We start from the raw sequence: 22838 nt of genomic DNA on the forward strand, positions 1-22838 counted from the left end.
CACTCTATTGACTCTTACAGCGCTGTTAGGGTTTAGGGTAGTGACTCCTCACTGCAAGTTCAATCAGGAGTTAATGCCATGTTCACTAACACCAGCACTTTTCAGGCCCATATTAATGGGCAACCAGCCACTCTTTCAGAGCTGATACCCCTGGCCTTTGCAGGGTTTGCCCATTTCACGGCCATGCAGGTACGAGATCGAGAGGTCAAAGGGCTAGATCTTCATCTTGCCCGCCTGCAGAAAGCGTCAAAAGAGTTTTTTGGAAAGATGCTTCCCGAGGAGCAACTGGTCTCCTACATCAAAACAGCTATTGATAAAGGCCCGAAAGACCAGTCATTAACGGTCACTCTCTTCTCCCGCCATGGCGAATTCACCGCGGCCAGCATGGATGCGGAGCCAGACGTGCTCGTCCGTAGCAGCGCACCGGCTAATGGCCCTAAAGGGCCGTTGAGGCTGAGTAGGGTAGATCACGAGCGACCTCTAGCTTCTATCAAGCACGTTGGTGAGGCGGGCAAAACCTACTATCTACATCAAGCTCTGCGCCAGGGTTTCGACGATGCAGCCTTTGTCGACCGCCATGGGCGATTGAGCGAGGCAACCATCTGGAACCTTGCCTTCTGGGACGGTGAGACGGTGATCTGGCCACAGGCAACGATATTGCAGGGCACCATGATGGGTATTGTTCAACGCCAACTAAACCGCCTCGGTATTGCCCAGCGCCACGAGGAGATCACCATTGAGCGTCTTCAGGAACTGCCCGGTGCCGCGGTGATGAATTCATGGACACCTGGGATCGCAGTCACTGCCATTGCTACCACTGCTTTTGCAGAAATAACCCCGTTCATCAGTCTGCTTCATAAAGCCTACCAAGCTGAGCCCAACAGTGTGTTGTAGGGGGTCTTTCCATATAGCGCGGAATCTGAGACAACACCATCGATTTTCCAGCGTTGTCTCAGCAAGCTCTTCGGCAAAGTGCATTGCACATTGCCCCCCGCCACCACAAGAGTGAACACGGCCTTTCCGTTCAAACGTTGCAATCAACAGACCAGTTGCTCGCTCAATGCTGGTAAGCGCACCTTTATTTAACAAAAGGCTTTCAAGGGCCTGCATGTAGGCTCGCTTGTATGTGTTGAATTGCCATGCCTTACTCACTCTTATAAGGGTAGATTTAGCAAACACAATGTTAAATTTAATTAACTTTAGACTTAAGCCAATCGACAAAGGCCTGCATTTTGGCGCTATGCTGCCAACTTTGGGTCGGGATGTAGTAACACAGCATTGAATCAACGCCTTGATACGACATTGGCTGCAATGTGTTAGCTTTCACAAAGTCAGAAACCAGAGTCTCTGAACAAAACACCAGCCCTTTCCCAGCAATAGCTTCATACACGCCATAGAGCTCCTGATCAAAATATCTTATTTCAAAGTTTGGAAGAGACTCCCCATTTTCCATTAACCAGCTTTCCCAAGGTGAATCCGGTAATTTACTATTCTTCCATTTAGTCAGGTAGACAATAGGAGGCTTACCCGCTGTGATAGAGTTGATAAAAGAAGAGCCTCCATACACGTTAAAACGTTCTTTTTTCAATAAGCTTGACTCATCAACACGGGTTACGTCTCCCAAACGGATAGAGAGGGCATTAACTTTAGATGCCACCACTTCACCTGTTGATATTTCAACATCAATATTTTGATAGATTTTATTGAAATCATGTAATAACGGAATTAACACCAGGGCAGCAAAGGATGAAGTGGTATCAACATTCAGTCGTGATGCCCCTGACTTTATATTATCTAGCGCAGTCTGAATTTTCTGCAGACCTGCTGTTGTTGCCTCAGCGAGCTGGTGCCCCTCTGAAGTTAATATCACTTTTCGGTTTTTTCGGTTAAACAGCCGCACTCCCAACCTACTCTCAAGGTTGCTGATGTGGTGCGACACACCTGCTGGCGTTATCGACAGCTCCTCAGCGGCATCTTTAAAGCTCCCCAGTCGAGCTGCTGCTTCAAACACCTTAATCGCTTGCAATGAAGCCTTCACCGCCAGCCCCCCATTTTGGACTCAAACCCGTTTCTCAATAGGTAAGTTTTATTCATCTATCGAGCCAGTTTATTCATTTGTCGCAGTATTGGCAAAAAGGCAGCATAGCCACTCCACATCACTATCAGTCGAGCCCACTATGCACACATTACTTCATATAGACGCCAGCGTACGCAAGACGTCCAACCCAAACCCCGACCACAACTCAATATCAAAGCGCATTGCTATGCAGTTTGTTGATAAATGGAGGTCTGCTAAAAGTACAGATAATTACATTTATCGTGATATTGGCTTAAATCCACCAGCTTTCATTGACCAAGACTGGATAGGCGCTGTGTTTACTCCGGATGACCGAAAAAGTTCTGAGCAACTCGAAAAACTGGCTTTATCAGATCAGCTATTTAACGAGTTATCTCAAGCGGATGTCATTTTAATATCTTCACCTATGTACAACTACGGCATGCCCGCCCCTCTTAAAGCATGGTTCGATCAGGTAATGCGTATAAATAAAACATTTAGCTTTGACTTGGCTCGTGGCGACCATCCTATAGAGCCCCTTTTGTCTGGAAAAATACTTATTTTAGTGACCTCATGCGGAGAATTTGGGTTTGGGCCAGGAGGTGAACGTGAGCATATGAATCACCTCGGGCCACATATTAAAACATTGGGCAGATACTTGGGTGTCGAGTCATTTTATGAAATAACGTCAGAGTACCAAGAATTTGGGGACGAAAGGCATCAGGAATCAGTTGCTAATGCGCTTAAAAATGCAGGATTACTAGCGACTGATTTGGCTAGCAAAGCATAAATCCTTAAGCAGTAGCAGGGCAGTGCAATATGCGCTGCCCTGCTTAAAAGCTATTAATCTTGAACAGTAATACAGAAACTGCAACGCTAACCTGCCGTTTTAGGTGGGCTAAACGCTTTACTGTAATAGCCAGATGGATCGAAGCAGCAAACGCGGCGCTTTCCAGAAGCAAGCATGTCGCAAGCATCTAGAATCCGCTTCGCTCGGGTCTTGGACTGCTTGGCGGACATAATCCAATGAATCCAGTCCAGGCGAGCAATCGTCGTGGTATCGCTCCAAACGGCTTGAGCTTCTGGAGACGCTGCAAGGGCATCCTGCAAATCAGCGGGCACCTCGGGTTCAGGCTCCTGCTCTACGGGCGTAATCTCAAAGGTGACATCGTCGCCACTATTAACGCCTGCCGATTCAAGCAGCTCTTTACTTACCCGCAACCAATGGCTCAATTGGCCGTCCGGTTCAAGAGTAGCCTGGAAGGCATAAGTATTGAGGGTGCCCTCTACCGTTGTCCTACCTCGCCGTGGGAGCTTCTCACTCACGCTTTTGGGCAGCACGACAAAAGCCCATAAATTATCGCTATCCTGCTTGGCCGGACGAAGAAGCGTTGCATTAAACTGAGATGTCATAGCTCTTTGTGTCCTATTTTTAATGTGGCAATTAATAGCACTCCAATCAAAAGGGGCAGCCCCTCCTCCAGAGCAGGCTGCCTGTGACATGGTGCTGCTGCATAGCTCATGGCCTCCTCACTCTGATTATAGTCAGAGTGAGGCCCTATCTTCAGACGCGATTTATTGATACTCCGCCATCTGCCAACAGTGCCGTTCCGGTCGTAAAGCTTGATGCATCTGAAGCCAGGTAGAGTGCGGATTGAGCAATTTCTTCAGGCTTTGCCGTCCGCTTCATTGCATGCAGGTTGGCTACGAACGCTAACGCTTCGGGGGTATTGGCAAACTCCTTGGCGGCAGCGGTATCCGTTCCCCCCGGCAGTAACGCATTCACCCGAATGTTATCAGGGCCATACTCGCAGGCGAGCACCTGCGTCAGCCCTATTAGTCCCGCTTTACTGGCCGCATAAGCCGCCATGCCAGGCATTCCGGCGCTATAGCCAACAAATGTCGAAGTAAAAATTAACGAGCCACCGCCAGCCGACCGCATGGCAGGCAGTTGATACTTAGCGGCCAGAAAAGCGCTTGTTAAATTAGTCGTGATTACCTGATTCCAATCAGCCAATGACATCTCGGGCACCGGCCCCATCGCGCCTAAAATGCCTGCGTTGTTAAATGCCGCGTCCAGTTGACCAAACCGCGCGAGTGTCTCATCAACGAGCTTTCTGGCGAAAGACTCATCACCTACGTCGCCGGCAACCGCTAACGCTTGGCCACCCTCTTCTTTTATTGCGCTGACCAGCACCTCCAGCTCTGACTCTCTTCTGGCCGCTACCACGACAGTAGCTCCCTCCCTAGCGAAAAGCCGGGCAGTCGCTCTACCAATACCTGCGCTGGCACCAGTAACAATGGCAACTTTATTTTCGAGTGCACCCATCTTTATGACCTCCATCACTGTTCAGAAAAAGGGGAAATTCCCCCACCAACAGCGAAGATCATAAGAAGCCTTTTACCTGGCGCCGACCCGAAACTTGCTACATTGCGCAGGTACTAAAATGCTGAGCATACCTGTGGCCTTTTCAGGGCACGGCGTAGCTGACCCGCCTGCTGATTCCCGACGAGCCGGGCTTCAACCTGTACTGTTCGAGCTTAAGGGAGTAGGGTAGCCCTCCGGATCGACTCCCCCAGCGCTTTGTTGCGATTCACTGTGGAAGTCCATCTGCCTCCCTATTTAAGGCGTTTCCAGCGCCTGACACTTGCACGACCTGATCGCCAACCGCGATATCATCTCGCTACAGACATACCTAGAAAGATGTTCTGTTTTTTGCTTACGTCCTGTCGCGGCCACTCCTTCAAGGGAACTGTGGTTGCTATTTAGGATGCTAGGGCTGCAAAGCCTATGGGTATTCAATGAACGAAGAAAGTTTCTATCAATTCTCGACCGTGACTGTGCTCGCCTTGTTGGCGTTTTTTTACGGCGGCACTTACCTGCTGACCTTGCTGATCAAGAAGAAAAAGGAAAATACTGACGCCTTTATGGTGTCTAATCACCAGATCGGCTTTGGCCTTGGCGCTGCCAGCATGACCGCCACCTGGATCTGGGCAGCCTCGTTCTACGGCGCCGCCACCTCGGGTTATACCTATGGCATTTCCGGCCCTTTACATTACGGGCTGTGGGGCGCGCTGATGATTCTGTTTATCTACCCCTTTGGCCGACGTTTTCGCAAACTGGCGCCCAATGCGCACACCCTGGGTGAGCTTATCCATGCCCGCCATGGTTCTTCCAGCCAGATGATTCTTGCCTCCTCCAACATCCTGGGCAGCATCATCAGCCTGATGGTCAACTTCACCGCTTCCGGCGCGCTGGTTTCGGTGCTTTCGCCCCTCTCTTTCCAGGCCGGTGTGGTTATTGCTGGGGTCGGGGTGCTCTCCTATACGCTGTGGTCAGGCTTCCGCGCCTCAGTGCTGACGGACTTTGCCCAACTGATGGCGATGATGGCCGTGGCCATCCTGATTATTCCAGCGGTAATGTTTGCTCTCGGCGGCCCGGAAACGCTGTCAGACGGCATGAGTCTTCTTACGCCAGAACAAGCCAACCTGTTCTCGATGGACGCGATCCTCAATCAAGGTGCGCCCTTCTTTGTAGCGGTGCTGGCATACGCCATTGGCAACCAGACCATTTCCCAGCGCCTATTCGCCGTGCGTGAAGATCATATCAAACCGACCTTTATCACCGCGACCATTGGTTATGGTGCCATTGTCATTGGTCTTGGCATGATCGGCTTGATGGCATTGATGACCGGCATGGAGCCGATCGATGGCGACATGAACAATCTGATTCCGCAGATGGTTTCAATGTACCTCTCACCGGTGTTTATCGGGTTGTTCTTTATTCTGGTGATCGGTTCGCTCTCCTCCACTGCTGACTCGGATCTTTCCGCCATGTCGGCGATTGTGATGGCCGATGTCTACGGTAAAAACATTGCCAAAAACAAGCCCGACCCGACCAAGATGCTGTTTATTGGCCGGTTAACCATGATCGTCGCGACGCTGATCGGGGTGGTTCTTGCCAGCTTCTCGATGGACATTCTGATCATGCTGGTCTTCGTTGGTGCGCTGTGGGGTGCAATTGTGTTCCCGGTCATCGCCAGTTGCTTCTGGGATCGAGTCACCAACAAGGCCTTCACCTCCGCTGTCATCGCGGGCTTGGTGATGTTCTGTGTCGCACGATTCGAGCTAGTACCGATGATTGGCGTCACTGCGGGGCTGTTTGAACTACTCGCCGCCGTCGGCGGTGGTGTGGTGCTCGGTCTGATGGCCTTCGGCTTCTGTGGGCGCAGAATTGGTTTGGTTTTCGGCACACTCTGCGCCATTGTGCTGGCCTACTTCTGCGTCGGATTCCTGCGGGACTACACCGTGCTGCTGGCTTCCTTAATGGCTTACGGCGTCAGCACCATCTTCTGCATCGCGGTCAGCCTGATGAGTTCCAGTAAGTTCGACTTCTCGCAGATCGATCAGAAAGTGATCAACTACGACCCGACCAAACCTGCGACGCAAGGCTAAGTCCAGCGCCACGCTAGATTCATCACTTCATCCGCTGGTGCGCCAAGCGCACCAGCCAGACAATAGGAAAGCGCATGCAAACCTTTATCTTGGCGTTATATGTACTGATCTGGCCGTTGATCTCACTTGTCATCTTCGCGGTGATTGGCATCGCCACCGTCAAAGACATTCGCATTGCACGACGTGATAAGCGTGAACTGGTGTGATGTAGCTCTTCATCGATGAACAGTAACAGTGGTTAAGGAAAATAGAGGCAAGGAAAAGAGATGCGGCAAAGGATTGCCGTGGTTTGTAACCCTACATCAAGCTCCAAAATGCATCGACCAGCGGGTTTTTTAAGTTTTTCTTTAACGTAAACAAGCCAATATCGTAGGGTTCCAGCTCAGGCTTCACATCAAGCACCCGAATACGATCCTTCAATGGGCTGTTATCGAGCACAATTTTTGGCACTACGCCAATGCCGAAGCCCAAGCTCACCATACTTACAATCGCCTCATTGCCCGTGACCTGTGCATAAATGCGCGGGGCAATATCGCGTTGGCGAAACCATTCGTCCACACGAGTTCTTGAGACACCGCTTTCAGATAAAATCATCGGGATACTCGCCCACTCTTCGGGTGCGGTTGGCGAGGTCGTGGGAATATTTGGCACTTGCTGCTCAAGTGGTGCGATAAATAACAAAGGCGACGTGGCAATGGGCTTGAATGCTAACCCGCGAGGTAAGTTTGCGGGGCGTGCCGCGATGCTGAGGTCTTCTTTACCGTCCAGAACATGCGCAATCGCGTGTTCTGGATCCCCCGTGCGCAGCTTTATTTCAATCGCAGGATAGGCGATACGAAAGCGGCGCAGCAGCTCGTACAGAAAACTGTAGCTCGCGGTGACTGAACCGTACAAGCTGATTTCACCGCTTAATTGATCAGAGTTGTCAGTTAACTCATGGCGGATCAAGTTCCACTGGCTGCTGGTATCGCGCGCGTATTTAAGAAATTTCTGGCCTTCCTGAGTCAATGCCACGGTTCGATTGTCGCGATTAAACAGCGGTACACCCAGCTCGTCTTCTAAATGACGAATGTTGCGCGACAGCGCAGAAATGCTGATATGACACTCATCGCTGGCGCGTCCAAAATGCAGCGTTTCTGCCAGGGCAAGGAATTGTTTTAAAAGTTTAATATTCATAATAAGACCGACGCTCCGCGACTGCGCTTGTGGCGATGTCCGAATACTAACCGACAGTTGCGAAAAATGGGACGTGTTATTGCAAATATATCAATTTAAGAAAGAGTCACTCTTCTATACATTACCTCTCATCACATGCTCTTACCGACATGGCGCTAGCGTTTCCCCCTAGCGACGGTGTCACCTTTTTAATATCGGTGTACCTTACACCGACACATTGATCATAAAATTAGGATGCTAACGATGGCTAACTATTTCAATACGTTACCGCTACGCGAGCAATTGGCTCAGCTAGCGCAATGCCGCTTCATGCACACCGCTGAGTTTGCTGATGGCGTCGAAGCGCTAAAAGGCAAAAAAATGGTGGTTATCGGCTGTGGCGCACAAGGCCTTAACCAAGGTTTGAACCTACGTGACAGCGGCCTAGATGTTTCTTATGCACTGCGTCCTGAAGCCATTGAGCAAAAGCGCCAGTCCTGGAAAAACGCCACTGAAAACGGTTTTGTGGTAGGAACTTACGAAGAGTTGATCCCCACCGCAGACGTTGTTTTGAACCTCACCCCTGATAAGCAGCACACTTCAGTAGTGAACACAGTGATGCCGCTGATGAAGGAAGGCGCCTGCCTGTCTTACTCTCACGGTTTCAACATCGTAGAAGAAGGCATGAAAATTCGCGACGACTTAACCGTCATCATGGTGGCACCGAAGTGCCCTGGCTCTGAAGTTCGCGCTGAATACGTGCGTGGTTTCGGTGTTCCCACCTTGATCGCTGTTCACGAAGACAATGACCCCAAAGGCGAAGGCCTTGCGCTCGCCAAAGCTTACGCAGTAGGTACTGGCGGCCATAAAGCGGGCGTGCTGATGTCCTCTTTCATCGCGGAAGTGAAATCCGACCTGATGGGCGAGCAAACGATCCTTTGCGGCATGCTGCAAACGGGCTCCCTGCTTTGCTTCGACAAGATGGTCGAAGAAGGTATCGACCCGGGCTACGCCTCACGTTTGATTCAATACGGCTGGGAAACAGTCACCGAAGCACTGAAGTACGGCGGTGTGACGAACATGCTGGATCGTCTTTCTAACCCAGCGAAGATCAAAGCGTTCGATCTTTCTGAAGAGTTAAAAGACATCATGCGTCCGCTGTACAACAAACACCAAGACGACATCATGAGTGGCCACTTCTCTAAAACGATGATGGAAGACTGGGCGAACGATGATGCGAACCTTCTAAAATGGCGTGCAGAAACGGCTGAAACGAACTTCGAGAAAACACCCGCTGGCGATGTAGAAATCTCTGAGCAAGAGTTCTTCGACAACGGCATTTTGATGGTCGCTATGGTGAAAGCCGGTGTTGAGCTTGCTTTCGAAACCATGACAGCGGCGGGCATCATCGCTGAATCGGCTTACTACGAGTCGCTACACGAAACGCCGCTCATCGCGAACACCATCGCGCGTAAGAAATTGTACGAAATGAACGCGACTATCTCTGATACGGCGGAATACGGTTGCTACCTCTACAACCACGCCTGTGTGCCACTGTTGGCAGACTTTATGAAAGGCATCAAATCCGATGTGATCGGTAAAGGGCTTTCGCTAGACGACAACGGCGTTGATAACGCACGCCTGATCGAAGTTAACACTGCCCTTCGTTCACACCCCGTAGAAGCCGTTGGCTCGGTTCTTCGTGGCTACATGGCTGACATGAAAAAAATCGTTTAATCGCCTGATTAAACGATAGACGTTCAGGTCATCAAAACCTAAGCCGTCAAAAAAAGCCGAGATATCATCACGATATGCTCGGCTTTTTTGGTTCCCCGAACAGCGTAAGGAAGAGAGTAATGGATTCGTTAACCCGCCTAGACGATATTCACCAAAACCATATCCGCCTAACAAAAGCGACGGTTAGCTTTGATGATCGTTTCACACTAAGCGAGATTGATTGGACCATTACGCCAGAACAGCATTGGGTTATCACTGGCCCCAATGGCGCAGGTAAATCCGCCCTTGCTGCTGCGCTCGCGGGCATTGGTGACATCCAGAGCGGAAGCATTCAAGGCCTTCCCAACAACGTGGAAATCGTCTCTTTTGAAGCACAGGCAGAGCTCATCGCCCAAGAGTTGAAAAAAGACGACGCCGACATTATGGACGTCATTTCACTCGGCACTCCCGTCAGTGAAATGATTTTCGACCACTGCCAAGACACTGAACTTGCCCAATCCTTGGTCGAGAAATTTGGCCTAGGGAAACTGCTCGATCGCGCGTTTCGTAAACTTTCCACCGGTGAAACCCGCAAAGTCATGCTGATTCGCGCGCTGGCCAACAAGCCTGATTTACTTATTTTAGACGAACCATTCGATGGCCTGGATGTAGACACGCTCGCCATGCTGCAAGCACATCTAGCCTCTATCATCGACACCGTTCCCATGGTCATGGTGCTGAATCGCTTTGATGAAATGCCCGACTTCATCACCCATGTGGCCTACTTAGATAAAGAACGTGGGGATAAAGACCGTTCGGATAACAATAGTGGGAATAAAAAGAGAGGGGATAAACAGAGTGGCGACAAAGGCCGCTTGAAGCTCACGGTAGATCGTCTGGACGACGCCGCCTTTAATGAGCTCTACCAATTACTGCATTTGAAAACCACCGACCTAAGCGTGCCGGAGGCCGACCCCACCAATAAGCTACCCGCTCTCGACCCGAGCCAGCCATTAGTAAAACTAACGCAAGCGACCATCCAATACGGCGACACCGTGATTGTCGATAAGCTCGATTGGACGATAGAACGGGGCCAGCATTGGCAACTGAGCGGCCCTAACGGTAGCGGCAAAACCTGCGTTTTATCGTTGATCACCGGCGATCATCCGCAGTGCTATACCAACGATATTTTCGTGTTTGGTTTCCAGCGCGGTAACGGCGAAAGCATCTGGCAGATTAAACAGTTTATCGGCTATGTATCCACTAACCTGCAGTGGGAATACCGGGTTAGCACCAGCTGCAAAAACGTGATTATTTCCGGTTTCTACGACAGCATCGGCATGTACACCAAGCCCACTGACAGCCAGAAAAAAATTGCCGACCAATGGCTCGAACTACTGGGCATGCAAGACCGCGCCGACCAGCCGTTTAACAAACTCTCGTACGGCGACCAGCGCCTGCTACTCATTGCCCGCGCCATGGTCAAACATCCGCCCCTGTTGATTCTAGATGAACCTTGCCTTGGCCTGGACGACATAAACCGCCAACTGGTCCTCGCCCTGATCGAGAAAATCTGCCAGGGCTCAGAAACCACCGTGCTCTACGTCAACCACCACGCGGAAGATCAGATAACAGGCATAGAGCATTATTTAGGACTGGAGAAAAATAACTAATTTTTCAAATAGTTAATATCATTAACTATACTGAAAAATGGCCAGCCAGCTAGTCTTTTTTGTCTATCGTTACCTCAATCGATTTGCTATCGCCAGCAAACCATTTCTGAACATACAGAGTACCCACGATAGGCGCCGTTCCTTCATCAGGCACTTCTTTATAGCGAACGCTGTTTTTGGTTTCTTTCTCGTATTCAAACATAACTACTTTCTTCGACATGAAACATATCCAGTAAATAATAATTAGGACTTGGGCGACTAATGTCGCTCAACAGGCTTGTTAGGTTTTGGAATTAATCAGTCTCAAAGCGAACGGTTACTTTCGATCCGCACACCTGAGCGACGCAACGCGCATAGCCTTCAAGAGATCATCGACCTTGTGATGATATAGATCAAGGTCTACGTTGGATGCAGGCGCAGCCTGTTGCCGTGCCTTCACGCATCACACGGAGGTGAATATTGTTAGCAAGCTCAGGATCCACGCCCAGTCGCAGACACTGCCCGGTAGCAAGGCCGCCTTCGTCAGCGGCCAAACGATCCACCCCAACGGTGGCCCATCGTCACGCCCTCTTGATCACATAAAGATATGGATGCAATGAACCACGGCACAAAGCCCCATGACACCGATCAAAAGCCCCGGCGCTGGCTCGATAGCGCCACCCACCCTTCTGGCTGACCCGCGAAGGGCCCGCGCTGTTTGAGTTCCACCGCCAGGCGCGTCTGGACTCCGGCGGCTTCGCACCGCTCGATGGTGACGGGCGCATACCCGACGACGCCGTGGCCGACACCATGCTTACCGCGCGCATGGCGCATAGTTGTGCCTTAGCAGCGCTACAGGGCGTGCCGGGCGCTGCCGCGCTGGCCGAGCATGCTATTCGCGCGTTGGAAGGTAAGCTGCACGACGAGCAACACGGCGGCTGGTTCGGGGCCGACCCCGCCACCAGCGACGACCGCACTAAGCAGTGCTATACCCATCACTTCGTCGCCCTCGGTGCCGCCACTGCGACCCACGCCGATATTCCCGGCGCGGCTGCTCTGCTCGAAGAGGCCATTGGGGTGATCGACACCCGCTTCTGGTCGATGGATGAGCAAGCTTTCGTCGAGAGTTTCAGCCAGGACTGGAGCGAACTGAGCGACTACCGCGGCGGTAACAGCAACATGCACGGCGTAGAGCTGTGCTTGGCCCTAGCCGATGTGCGCGACGAACCGCTGTGGCTTGATCGGGCGCTGGCCATCGTCGAACGACTGATTCACCGCCACGCGGCTCCCCGGGAATACCGCATCCTCGAGCATTTTCACGGCGACTGGTCGGAGTGGCCGGAACACAACGCCGACCGCCCTGACGACGGCTTCTACCCCTATGGCGCTACGCCGGGGCACGGCTTTGAGTGGTCGCGTTTGATGCTGCACCTGGAAGCATCGCTGCAATCCCGCGGCCGAACGGTTCCTGCTTGGCTGTTCACCGACGCTGCGGCGCTATTTGACGCCAGCCTGCGCGATGGCTGGAATACCGACGGCGCCCCGGGGCTGGTATATACCGTCGATTGGGAGGGTAACCCGCACTCCCTGCGGCGACGCCACTGAACCCACGCCGAGGCGGCGGGCGCGGCGGCCGCGTTCCTACAGCGCACCGGCGAGGCCCACTACGAGCACTGGTATCGGCAACTCTGGGATGCGATCGACACTCTCTTTATCGATCGTAAACGGGGCGGCTGGCACCAGGAGCTCAACGGTGAGTTGCAGATCGACCCCGCCGAAGGCGACGTCAAACCCGATCTCTACCATGCCTACCAGTCCACGTTGCTGCCACGGTTGCCCTTAGCCCCCAACCTAGCGTTAACCGTCCACCGGTTGTAACTGGTTGTAATAAATAGTGCAACGTTCACCCGAGGTGGTCACCCCTCAGTCGCCGTGCCTGTCGTGGGCCCGGCTTTTTCAGTTTATTTCAGTCATACCAGTGGTGGATTACGCTCAGCGAACTGGCCGTTCCAATAGGGATAATAGGGGTAAGGCGGAGTTACCGCGCTCGCCACGTCTAATCGTGCAACCTGAGACTCATCAAGGCGCCAGCCAACCGCACCGAGATTCTGCCGTAACTGGTTTTCGTCCCGGGCACCTATCAAAACCGATGACACCGTCGGACGGCGCAGCAACCAGTTAATCGCTACCTGGGGCACGCTCTTGCCGACTTCGTCAGCGATCTCGAATAGCACGTCCAGTACCCGGTACAGTCTTTCATTCGGCACAGGTGGCGCGAATCCTTCGGTCTCGTGAAGACGGCTCCCGGCGGGCAGTGGTTGGCCGCGACGAATCTTACCGGTTAGGCGGCCCCAGCCCAGCGGGCTCCACACCAGAGCACCCAGGCCTTGATCCTGCCCCAACGGCATCAGCTCCCACTCGTAATCCCTGCCCACCAGGGAGTAATACGTCTGGTTCGCCACGAAGCGCACATAGCCATAACGCTCGGCAACGCTCTGGGACTTCATCAACTGCCAACCAGAGAAGTTGGATGCCCCTAAGTAGCGAACCTTACCAGCCCGCACCAGATCATCCAGTGCGGACATCACCTCCTCCACCGGGGTCATGGCATCGAAGTGATGCAGTTGCAGCACATCGATATAATCGGTTCCCAGCCTTTTTAGTGCGCGCTCGGTGGCGCGGATCAAGTGGTGTCGAGAGCTGCCCACGTCATTGGCGTCATCCCCGCTGCGTAGTGACAGTTTCGTGGACACGATCACCCGGTCACGACGGCCTTTGATCGCCGCACCAAGGATCGCTTCCGATGCACCATCGGAATAAACATCTGCGGAGTCGAACAGATTGACCCCAGCGTCCAGACATATATCGATCAGCCGCTTCGCTTGCTCAACATCGGTATTGCCCCAGGCACTGAACAGCGGCCCCTTGCCACCGAAGGTGCCGGCCCCGAAACCCAATGCAGGCACCTTGAAACCAGACCGCCCTAGATAACGATATTCCATCACACTCACTCCTGTTCGCAGGAAATTGCCGGGGCGGGCCGAAGGGACTCGCCATGCTCACGTTTGATGGCCCAAACGGCCACCGCCAGTCCGGTAAGAGCAACCAGTGCGGCGGCGCCAGGCACGGCGGTAAAGCTGCCGCTGCGCTCAATCACCACACCGCCCAAGCCCGCACCAATGGCATTGCCCAGATTGAACGCACCGATATTGAAGCTGGACGCCAGGCTGGCCGCGCCTTCCGCCCGGTTAAGTACCCACAGTTGCAAGGGCGCCACCGTAGCGAAACCGGCCATGCCCAGCAGGCCGACGAAGACCACCGTTGTCCACTGATAGCCGAGCGCAAAAGGAAACAGACCCAGCACCGCCGCCAGCACTGCCAATGTGATAATCAGGGCCGGTGCCAGCCCCCGATCCGCGAGACGCCCGCCGAGCAGGTTACCGACGATCATGCCAACGCCGAATACCAGCAGAATCAGCGACACCGCATCCTGGGAGAAACCGGCGATGCCGGTCAGCATCGGCTGGATGTAGGTAAACACGGTGAACACCCCGGCGATGCCAAGCGCTGTCATCAGCAACCCCAGCAACACCGTGGGTCGACCGATCGACGCCAGACTCTTTTGCCAACCCAATACCTCTCCGTCACCGCTGTCGCGAGGCACCATGAGGGCGATCACCAGGGTCGCCAGTACGCCCACACCGGTGATTGCCCAGAAGGTGGTGCGCCAGCCATATTCGTGCCCCAGCCAAGCGCCAGCGGGCACGCCCAGCAGCGTCGCCACGGTCAAGCCGGTGAACATCGTGGCGATGGCACTGGCCCGTTTGTCCGGCGCCACCAGGCCAGTGGCGACCACCGAACCGACGCCGAAAAAAGTGCCGTGTGCTAGGGAGGTCACCACCCGGGCAACCATCAGCATCGAGTAGTTCGGAGCCAGCGCGCAGGCCAGGTTGCCGAGGGTAAAAATAACCATCAACGCCACCAGCACCTTCTTGCGAGGCCAGCGGGCACTGGCAATGGTGAGCAACGGCGCGCCCACGAACACACCCAGGGCATATCCGGAGATCAGCAGGCCCGCTTGGCGGATGCTCACATCCAGATCGGCGGCCACTTGCTCCAGCACCCCCATGATCACGAACTCGGTGGTGCCGATGCCGAAGGCACCAATGGTCAAAGCGTAGAGCGCCCAGGGGATCGGGCGCGAAGAGGTTGAAGTCATCATCAAAACGTCCATCAGGGAATGATGAGGCGAATGCTAGACCTGCATCACCCTCCTTGATACCTTTAGTATCTTTAATGACTTTCAATATTTTATTGATAATGAGACCATCATGGATCGTCTAAGCGACATCGCTCTCTTTCTTCGCGTGGTGGATCTGGGTACGATCAGCGCCGCCGCCCGCAGCCTTGACCTCTCGGTGGCCGTGGCCAGCCAACGTCTGCAGCGGTTGGAAAAGGGCCTCAATGTACGACTACTGCACCGCACAACCCGACGCCTTCACCCCACCCCCGAGGGGCTGGCACTGGCGGAACAGGGCCGCGATCTAGTGGAGGGGCTGGAAGCACTCACCCAGGATCTACGCAGCGGCGCCGACAACGTCACCGGCACCCTGAGAGTTACTCTGCCCCACTCCTTCGGGCGTCAGTACATTTCACCGCTGTTACCCGAGTTCCTTAACCGCTACCCCCGCTTGAACCTGGATGTCAGCCTGACGGATCAGGTGGTCGACCTGGTCGGCGAGGGCTATGACCTGGGCATTCGCATCGGCATTCTGGAAGACTCCAGCCTGGTGGCCCGGCGCTTGGCCGACGACGAGCGGGTACTGTGCGCCTCTCCCGGCTACTTGGCCCGCCACGGCACCCCGCAACGCCCCAGCGACCTGGTCGATCACCAATGCCTGGTACTTTCCAGCAATCGGCGTCGGCAGGACATCTGGCATCTCACCGACAAACAAGGGCAAAGCGAGGCAGTACAGGTAGGCGGCCGCATACGCAGCAATCAGGGAGAAATGCTCACCGAAGGGGTACTCGGCGGCTTGGGCATCGCACAGCACTCGGTGTGGCACATCCACGAATACCTGCACAGCGGTCAATTGAGCGTGGTATTGCCGGATTACCGGTTAACGGAAACCAGCATCTACGCGGTGATGCCCCAGCGCCAGTTGGTGCCACCTCGGGTGCGGGCGTTTGTGGCGTTTCTGGGAGAGCGGCTCGCTGAACATCCTGTCTGGGCGTTGCGGCGGGAAGATCAGTAAGTGTCAATTGCATCTAGATCGAGATGGATCCATCGATGTGAGCCGACCAGTGCTTTTCACCAATCTTGCCTATCAAAAAGTTTTCACCCAGCGGTCGTCCTGTTTAACGCTACGAAACTGGAAAACCATGCTTTCGAGCGGCCCAGACAGCCAACAGAGTTGCCGTCAGTAACACCAAGAGCGCGGGCGGGAAAGCACCAGCACCAAAGCGATCCAAAAGCACGCCGCCGATGACACCACCGCCAGCGATAGCCAAGTTCCAGACAGTAACCAGCATCGATTGCGCAACGTCTGCCGCTTCTCCAGCCGCCTTGGCGAGAGCTGTTTGGAACAGCGTGGCAGCTCCCCCAAATGCGAGTCCCCAGGCGCCGACAGCTACATAAATGGCAACAGGCATATCACCTGCGATACCAAGCATCAGTGCCGCTACCCCGAACAGGGAGGTGCTGGCGAGCGTCATTACACGAAGATAGCGATCAATCAACACGCCAATGACCCAAATGCCGACCAACGCAGCAATACCGAATACCAGCAAGACCAGATCGGTTCGCTCAGCCAGATTAGCATCAGCCAAAAAAGGAGCGATATAGGTGTAAAGGATGTTATGCGCGAGCACGAAGGCCAGTACTACAAATAGCACCGGACGAATACCTGGAAGGGTGAATACCTGCCTAAGCGTTAGCCGCTTACCAACGGATTGACCCGCGAAGTCAGGCACCTTTGTATGAACCCACACGATCAGGATCAGCGCCATAAGCGTCATTATTCCAAAGCAAGCGCGCCACCCCATCAGTGTGCCTAGAAACGTGCCAGCCGGGACACCCAAAGAGAGTGCCAATGGTGTTCCCACCATCGCAATAGCAATAGCGCGCCCTTTTAAATGCTCTGGCACCATTCGAGCGGCATAGCCTGCCAATAGAGCCCACAATAGGCCTGCTGCTACACCAGCGAGAAATCGGGCCATCATCGTCAAGATATAGCTCGTTGAAAGCGTCGTGATCGTATTGGCGATAGCAAAGCCCACGATAGCGGCCAGCAATAAGGGCCTACGCCGCACCCCCTGCGTGGCTGCCATCAATGGAATAGCGGCTACTAAGGAGCCGATGGCATAGAGGGTAACAAGTTGTCCCGCAAGAGATTCTGAAACCTCCAGTCCTGCTCCGATCTGGGGCAACAGGCCCGCTGGCAAAGCCTCGGTCAAGATAGTCACGAAACCCGCTAATGCAAGTGCGAGCAAAGCCGTAATGGGCAGTCGATCCGATTGTTCGGTTTCGCTTCTCTCCCGATCTAAGTTACTCATTTCCGATGTAGACATCATTATTGCCCCGTCTAAAGCGAAGATTCAGGTGCTAAAGCACGCTTACCTACCGCATGTGAGAATAGGCACTCACATTAGGCATATTGAGTAATTAGGAGAATAATGCTAATTTTCCGAATATATCGGAACAAAATTCCTTAATGGAAAAATATGGATGTATTAAGCGGCATTGAGTACTTCGTACAGGCGGCTGAAACCCGTAGCTTCTCTGCAGCTGGGCGAAACCTGGGCGTGTCTTCTTCAGCAGTAGGAAAAAGCGTAGCCCGACTAGAAACTCGCCTGGGTGTTCGTTTACTTCATCGAAGCACTCGCAGTATCACGTTGACGGCGGAGGGAGTACTCTTTCTTGAGCGCTGCCGTCGTATATTAAGCGAGGTGGAAGCAGCAGAACTGGAGTTGTCAGAGATACATACGGAGCCCAAGGGCAAACTTCGGGTGAGTTTTCCACTCGTTGGGCAGCTTGTGATGCCAGTGCTGACTTCCTTTATGCATCGTTATCCTTTGATCGAGCTAGATGTGGATTTTTCAGACCGGATGGTAGATGTAATCGAGGAAGGGTTCGATGCCGTTATTCGCACCGGAGAGCCAGCAGATTCTCGTTTGATGTCACGCCCACTTGGGAACTATAGCCTGGTGCTTGTGGCCTCACCGGAGTATCTATCCCAGCGCGGTCACCCACAAACACCCGCTGACTTGGTCGATCATGCTTGTTTGCAGCACAAGTTTCCCAGTACCGGTAAATATGAGGCTTGGCCGCTTCGGGCAGTTGGCAACGAAACAACTCCCACGCTAAATACAGCCATGGTGTGCAACACCTCTGAAGCGTTAATCGCAGTGGCCCGTGCAGGACTGGGCATCGCGTGCCTACCGGACTTTATGGTGAGAGAAGCTATCAGTAAGGGAGAGCTGGTTACTGTCCTGAATGAGCATATCGAGCATCAAGGAACATTTCGCATGCTATGGCCCTCCAGCAAACACTTGGCCCCCAAACTACGGGTATTTATTGATTTTTTGGTTGAAGAGCTTTTTAAGGCTTAGTTTTTTCGGTTCCTTATAAGATTGCAAACCGAGGTGATCAGACTGAGCTTCAGGTTATACAGCTACTATAGATCTGCTTTGAAACGAAAGAAATTTACTGCCACCTAAGATGCGATCCTCGACATATTTCATACCAATTTTTTCGGCTACGCGAGCTGACGCAATATTCTGTGGGTCTATATCCGCAACTATGCGAGGAAGCCCAACGGTGTTGAGCCCATGCTCAAGAATAATCTTCGCTGCCTCTGTAGCGCCCCCTTTACCCCACGCATCCCTGACTAAGCGCCAACCGATCTCTACTTCAGGCTTTAGCACATGGTAAGGAATTAAAAGAACCCAACCGTAGAATTTTTCTGTTTCACGATCACGGATCGTCCAATAGCCCAGCCCAGAGGGATACACTTGCTCAATCCGCTCAACCACAAAGCTTCTATGAGCGCTAGGCTTATGCCAAGGCCCCTGGACGAACCGCGTTACCTCTGGATCACGATCCATTCTCAAACACTCTTCGAGATCACTTAGCCTCCGTGGCCGGAGCGTTAGATGATTGGTGTTAAAGGAGGGTTGCGTATTACGCTGCATAACAAAGCTCTAGATAAAAGCGGCCCCGGGGCAATCCTCACTCCTCGATTTCATTTGGAGGGAAGGTGTTCTTAAATTGCCATTGATTGCAAACTAACGCTTGAACAGAACGGCCTTTGAAACACATGCACAATCTGCAAAAAAACGCCTCACTTCAATGGTTGTTTAGCTCACATATGAGTTTCAGCCGTCATACTCGTCGTGGCGGCGGTTCCACACATACGGCTTCGTCTGTGGCCAACCTTCCGGTGAGTCCTCCCAGGTTTCCTGGCGACCAAACGGCGTCAAATCCAGGTATGTCCAGTGGCTACCTAAATATTCGACGCCACGAGCACCGGTAAAGTAGGTGCGATAAATGTCGTTTCCATCGCGGAGGAAGACACTCGCGCCATGCTTTTCGCCCTCCTCTGTCGTTGCGCCGACATCCTCGTTGAAGTCGCTTCCGTAAGAGGAGTACCAGGGAATCGTCCAGCCCATGCGCGTCTTATATTGATTGATTTTCTCTAGCGGAGCGCGTGACACCATGACTAGCGAGGTGTCACGTGCATGGAGGTGCGCCGGGTGCGTCATGGCATCGGCCACCCACGAGCACCCATCACACCCCGCCTTCCAATCGGGGGCAAACATGAAATGGTAAACAATCAGTTGACGTCGCCCAGCGAACAAGTCGAGGAATGACACGCTGCCCTCATCGCCCTGGAAGACATAAGGCTTTTCCATTTTCACCATGGGTAGCTTGCGCCGCTCAGCGCTCAAGGCATCGCGTGCCCGAGTGTGTTCTTTTTCTTTAATGAGCAATCGGTTGAGTGCCGCCTCCCACTCTTCAGGGGAGACAACTTGCGGTAAAGGGTGTTTAGTTGTTGGCATATTTGGCCCTTCTTCTTTAAAGCCCGTTTGTTCTCGCTCCGCAGAAAGATCTAATTCATGGGTTGATACCAATAGCCGACTCAGTGCTTGAGTAGCACCATAGTCACCTCCCTTTCGGTAAGGGTCAGCGCTTCTATCAATGCGGGGTGGCAAGGCACGTTTCGATGGATTGCCGCATGGAACAAATTAGCGCCTGGAACTCCCCCTGCTTCCCCTGCCATTGGTCGACGACCTTTCCGAAGTAGCCTTGCTTAGCGTAGTCCAATAAAGCCGCATCTTCCTTTGCCAGCTGTTCCTTTGCCCACTCTGCTGCCACATCTTTTGAAGCAATATCACCCGTTGCTACGGTCAGCCACATGCGAGACAAGGTTAAGAGCACATTGCGTTCATCACCTGCTGTCTCTGCCAGCAACGTAGGCAAGGAATCACGAATCGCTCTTTGGACATCAGCCATTGGCACTGGCTCAAACACCTCAGCGGCGTTGATCCCATATAGCGGCAGGCTGTTATCGATCACCTTTTTCAGCACAATCGCCAGATCAGGATCACAGGCTGGTTTCGGGATGTGCCCTGCCTCGAACTCATCCCGCAACCACTCACCGTATATAAGTTCCGCCCGCGGCGGGAACCGCCAGGGCACAACATCAGAGATCGTGATGACCGTCAGCTCTACTGGCCTGGTAGCTTGTGCATTGCCAATCGTGCCAGAGACCTTCATCAGCTGCGCAACCAGAGCCTCCCTCTGCTTACAGGTTGGTGAGTCGCTCACTGCCACCAGAACATCAACATCGCTGTTACGCTGTAAGCCATCGGCAACGGCAGAACCAAAAAGATAAATACCCACAATCGACTCGCCAAGCACGTCTTCCGCGATGGATTGCGCTTGTTGTGCTTCATATGGAATCACGGGTCACACCACTTTTGCTGGAATGTAGTTTCCTACACTGACGAAATGCGGCGATGGTAAAAATCGAACCAGATAGAGAGTGTTTTTGAGTTTTTAGGTGGCCCAATATCTTCATCAAACATAAGCTTATGACCTCGGGTGTTACTACCCCAAACTCATGCAGGCCCCACGGTTTATCAGTGATTCTCTAAAAGATATTAACTCCACGACGCTGATAGTCGTGAACAATCTCGGCGAAACCTTCACAATCTACATAGCCAAAGTAGGAATGTTCTCACGCATCACGAGCAGATAATTCATCAGGACAGTGGCCTAATGAAAAACAAGCTGGACAAGTTCATCGGCCACGGGACTGAGCTTATAGGCGGCTTTGTGATGACCAGCACTGGCTGCTTGATGCGGCAGCACACACGACTTTTCAAACAGCTTTAGCTTTTAAGATGGCTATCGGCTTGCTGGAACAATGCATTGGCAGCTTTAACATATTGGCTAAAACAGATGCAAGTAGCCTCGCCATGGGCTATTACTGGCTCACTGACCGCCGCCATCTCCTCCGCCGCCAGAGCAATCGATGCTAGACGCGTCACCTCCAAAACTCGCTGACGCTGCTATTACGCTTGAACAGTTGAACTCAGTACTACCCGAAAAGTAGGCACCGCCGACCTCTTCACGCAGCTTTTCATAGCTGAAATTTTCATGTAGCTCGCTCTGATAAACGACAAATTCTGGATGATTGGTATACATCGCCAGCGCGTAGTGCTGATGCTGGCTATTTAGCCCCGCACGCTCAATACTCCGCCTTACCTGCAGCTGTGTGTAATATTCCTGGCGGCCATAATCGTTGACCAAAACGTTAGGCAATTTCTCTATGTAGCTTTTAATAGCACGCTTCTTCTTAAAGTTATCGAGTAGCCCCACCCTTAACCTCCGTTCTTTAATAAATACCAGGAAACCTCTGGTTAACTATTACGCTTGGCCATACTCTATTAAGAATCGGCTCGTGCACGAGTCCAATCAAAGTACTCATTTACAACCCGTAAATTCGCACGCGAATCCGATTCTTTTTAATAGGCTGTGGCCTTACCTGGCCTGCGCACGCCGACTTTTCAGAAAAAGCCTAGACATTAGTCTGACTCTATAGGCAACAGATTTTAAACGTCCCCTGTGCGCTCGTTAAGACGCTCTGTTTACTCATGGCCCAAGCAAACCCTGTGACACCGCAAAGAGTGCGAAGAGAGGAATTGCCACGACCGTTGCGGCCGCATCAAATGTAATGGCAACTGGCGTTGCGATAACACGCCCGGCTGTATCGATGGGCCCCCTGGGCATGTTCATCCTGACTTGATACTCCTTTTCGAGTTTTTCAAGCGGCAAACTTCCTTCAATGGTATATCGCTCGCCTCTAATCTCCCGTATCAACTGGAAGCTATCGGTGACGGGGTTTTTCGTAAAGCCCAATGCGGTTAATTGACTGACAAGTTCGGCTGAAGGGTTCTGTTCATGCAGTGTGAGCTTAATGCTGCCGGTCACCACATTGGAGCTAGAGAGCGAGAAGCCGCTAAATTCGGGAAGAAACTCAACTTCTCGGCTAAGCACCAGCGCCTGGCCAAGTTGCTGCTGAGAGGGAAACAAAAAAGCTTCACGCCGCGTAGTGACCACTAAATCGTTCGTTTCTTTATTAACGTAGAAGCCGTTAACGGCCATCAATCTCTCTGGCTTGGGCTCCCACAGTTTTGTGGTGCAGCCCGCTAAAAAAATACATAGAACGATCACTACTCGATACATGCTTCCCTCCTGGTTATGGTCTATGGCAGTCCAAGTAAACTTTACCTGACCA

Annotated in this window: 21 protein-coding genes and 1 pseudogene; 9 read left to right on the top strand and 13 right to left on the bottom strand. The window is 52.8% G+C overall.

Translation table 11 applies throughout. From position 1 onward, the window contains the following. The first annotated feature begins 78 nt into the window (after positions 1–78). On the top strand, positions 79–894 hold the full coding sequence (locus K7H09_RS09510) for an aminotransferase class IV family protein (protein WP_022520563.1): 816 nt from the start codon (positions 79–81) through the stop codon (positions 892–894). Positions 895–1189: 295 nt separating this feature from the next. On the opposite strand, the gene K7H09_RS09515 is transcribed toward K7H09_RS09510, so the two are convergent. Next, positions 1190–2038 (bottom strand): LysR family transcriptional regulator, encoded by an 849-nt coding sequence (locus K7H09_RS09515; RefSeq protein ID WP_190373725.1) that lies wholly within the window; start codon positions 2036–2038, stop codon positions 1190–1192. A gap of 139 nt (positions 2039–2177) precedes the next feature. Between K7H09_RS09515 and K7H09_RS09520 the strand changes: the two genes are divergently transcribed. After that, a complete protein-coding gene (locus K7H09_RS09520; protein ID WP_230804502.1) occupies positions 2178–2846 on the top strand; it encodes an FMN-dependent NADH-azoreductase in 669 nt (222 codons plus the stop codon). Positions 2847–2932: 86 nt separating this feature from the next. On the opposite strand, the gene K7H09_RS09525 is transcribed toward K7H09_RS09520, so the two are convergent. Together K7H09_RS09525 and K7H09_RS09530 are read right to left on the bottom strand one after the other, a co-directional pair. Next, positions 2933–3469, bottom strand: a complete 537-nt coding sequence (locus K7H09_RS09525) for a YdeI/OmpD-associated family protein (RefSeq protein ID WP_230804505.1) — start codon at positions 3467–3469, stop codon at positions 2933–2935. A gap of 151 nt (positions 3470–3620) precedes the next feature. Further along, the gene (locus tag K7H09_RS09530) at positions 3621–4385 is read right to left on the bottom strand and encodes an SDR family oxidoreductase (protein WP_230804507.1); all 765 of its coding nucleotides are present in this window, start codon (positions 4383–4385) and stop codon (positions 3621–3623) included. A 473-nt stretch (positions 4386–4858) separates the two neighbouring features. Between K7H09_RS09530 and K7H09_RS09535 the strand changes: the two genes are divergently transcribed. Together K7H09_RS09535 and K7H09_RS09540 are read left to right on the top strand one after the other, a co-directional pair. Then, positions 4859–6511, top strand: coding sequence for a sodium:solute symporter family protein (locus tag K7H09_RS09535; RefSeq protein WP_230804508.1), 1653 nt, complete (start codon positions 4859–4861; stop codon positions 6509–6511). 74 nt (positions 6512–6585) lie between these two features. Further along, positions 6586–6717 carry a putative transporter small subunit gene (locus K7H09_RS09540; RefSeq protein WP_022520569.1) on the top strand — a complete coding sequence of 44 codons (132 nt, stop codon included), beginning with the start codon at positions 6586–6588 and terminating at the stop codon, positions 6715–6717. A 91-nt stretch (positions 6718–6808) separates the two neighbouring features. Here the strand turns inward: K7H09_RS09540 and ilvY are convergent, their stop codons facing one another. Further along, positions 6809–7687: an HTH-type transcriptional activator IlvY gene (gene ilvY, locus K7H09_RS09545; RefSeq protein WP_230804509.1), complete on the bottom strand. Its 879-nt coding sequence runs from the start codon at positions 7685–7687 to the stop codon at positions 6809–6811. 243 nt (positions 7688–7930) lie between these two features. Here ilvY and ilvC point away from each other — a divergent pair, with 243 nt between their 5' ends. Then, a complete protein-coding gene (gene ilvC / locus K7H09_RS09550) occupies positions 7931–9403 on the top strand; it encodes a ketol-acid reductoisomerase (protein ID WP_027959828.1) in 1473 nt (490 codons plus the stop codon). Between the two features lie 119 nt (positions 9404–9522). After that, positions 9523–11055 carry an ATP-binding cassette domain-containing protein gene (locus K7H09_RS09555; protein ID WP_230804510.1) on the top strand — a complete coding sequence of 511 codons (1533 nt, stop codon included), beginning with the start codon at positions 9523–9525 and terminating at the stop codon, positions 11053–11055. Between the two features lie 49 nt (positions 11056–11104). Here K7H09_RS09555 and K7H09_RS09560 read toward each other — a convergent pair whose 3' ends face one another. Beyond that, positions 11105–11275 (bottom strand): hypothetical protein, encoded by a 171-nt coding sequence (locus K7H09_RS09560; RefSeq protein ID WP_162836261.1) that lies wholly within the window; start codon positions 11273–11275, stop codon positions 11105–11107. A gap of 569 nt (positions 11276–11844) precedes the next feature. On the opposite strand from K7H09_RS09560, the pseudogene K7H09_RS09565 reads away from it, so the two are divergent. Next, positions 11845–12912, top strand: a pseudogene (locus K7H09_RS09565) (AGE family epimerase/isomerase). 92 nt (positions 12913–13004) lie between these two features. Here the strand turns inward: K7H09_RS09565 and K7H09_RS09570 are convergent. Next, positions 13005–14036 (bottom strand): aldo/keto reductase, encoded by a 1032-nt coding sequence (locus K7H09_RS09570; protein WP_230804511.1) that lies wholly within the window; start codon positions 14034–14036, stop codon positions 13005–13007. A gap of 5 nt (positions 14037–14041) precedes the next feature. After that, positions 14042–15253, bottom strand: coding sequence for an MFS transporter (locus K7H09_RS09575; protein WP_027959831.1), 1212 nt, complete (start codon positions 15251–15253; stop codon positions 14042–14044). Between the two features lie 112 nt (positions 15254–15365). Between K7H09_RS09575 and K7H09_RS09580 the strand changes: the two genes are divergently transcribed. Further along, on the top strand, positions 15366–16289 hold the full coding sequence (locus K7H09_RS09580; RefSeq protein ID WP_230804512.1) for a LysR family transcriptional regulator: 924 nt from the start codon (positions 15366–15368) through the stop codon (positions 16287–16289). A 109-nt stretch (positions 16290–16398) separates the two neighbouring features. On the opposite strand, the gene K7H09_RS09585 is transcribed toward K7H09_RS09580, so the two are convergent. Further along, entirely contained in the window at positions 16399–17607 is a 1209-nt protein-coding gene (locus K7H09_RS09585) for an MFS transporter (RefSeq protein WP_230804513.1), read from the bottom strand. Between the two features lie 150 nt (positions 17608–17757). Between K7H09_RS09585 and K7H09_RS09590 the strand changes: the two genes are divergently transcribed. Beyond that, positions 17758–18645 carry a LysR family transcriptional regulator gene (locus tag K7H09_RS09590; protein WP_230804514.1) on the top strand — a complete coding sequence of 296 codons (888 nt, stop codon included), beginning with the start codon at positions 17758–17760 and terminating at the stop codon, positions 18643–18645. 54 nt (positions 18646–18699) lie between these two features. Here K7H09_RS09590 and K7H09_RS09595 read toward each other — a convergent pair whose 3' ends face one another. From K7H09_RS09595 to K7H09_RS09615, 5 genes are all read right to left on the bottom strand, one after another. Next, complete coding sequence (locus K7H09_RS09595; protein WP_269063975.1) at positions 18700–19227, bottom strand: GNAT family N-acetyltransferase; 528 nt, start codon at positions 19225–19227, stop codon at positions 18700–18702. A gap of 183 nt (positions 19228–19410) precedes the next feature. Next, the gene (locus K7H09_RS09600; RefSeq protein WP_230804516.1) at positions 19411–20094 is read right to left on the bottom strand and encodes a DUF899 domain-containing protein; all 684 of its coding nucleotides are present in this window, start codon (positions 20092–20094) and stop codon (positions 19411–19413) included. Positions 20095–20230: 136 nt separating this feature from the next. Then, a complete protein-coding gene (locus K7H09_RS09605) occupies positions 20231–21001 on the bottom strand; it encodes an aminoglycoside adenylyltransferase family protein (RefSeq protein WP_230804518.1) in 771 nt (256 codons plus the stop codon). Between the two features lie 531 nt (positions 21002–21532). Beyond that, the gene (locus tag K7H09_RS09610) at positions 21533–21919 is read right to left on the bottom strand and encodes a DUF6559 family protein (protein ID WP_138799932.1); all 387 of its coding nucleotides are present in this window, start codon (positions 21917–21919) and stop codon (positions 21533–21535) included. Between the two features lie 273 nt (positions 21920–22192). Beyond that, the gene (locus tag K7H09_RS09615) at positions 22193–22786 is read right to left on the bottom strand and encodes a hypothetical protein (RefSeq protein ID WP_138799931.1); all 594 of its coding nucleotides are present in this window, start codon (positions 22784–22786) and stop codon (positions 22193–22195) included. Positions 22787–22838: the final 52 nt, after the last annotated feature.

Origin of the sequence: Halomonas sp. IOP_14, assembly GCF_021021315.1 — a bacterium.
GTDB lineage: Bacteria > Pseudomonadota > Gammaproteobacteria > Pseudomonadales > Halomonadaceae > Vreelandella > Vreelandella titanicae.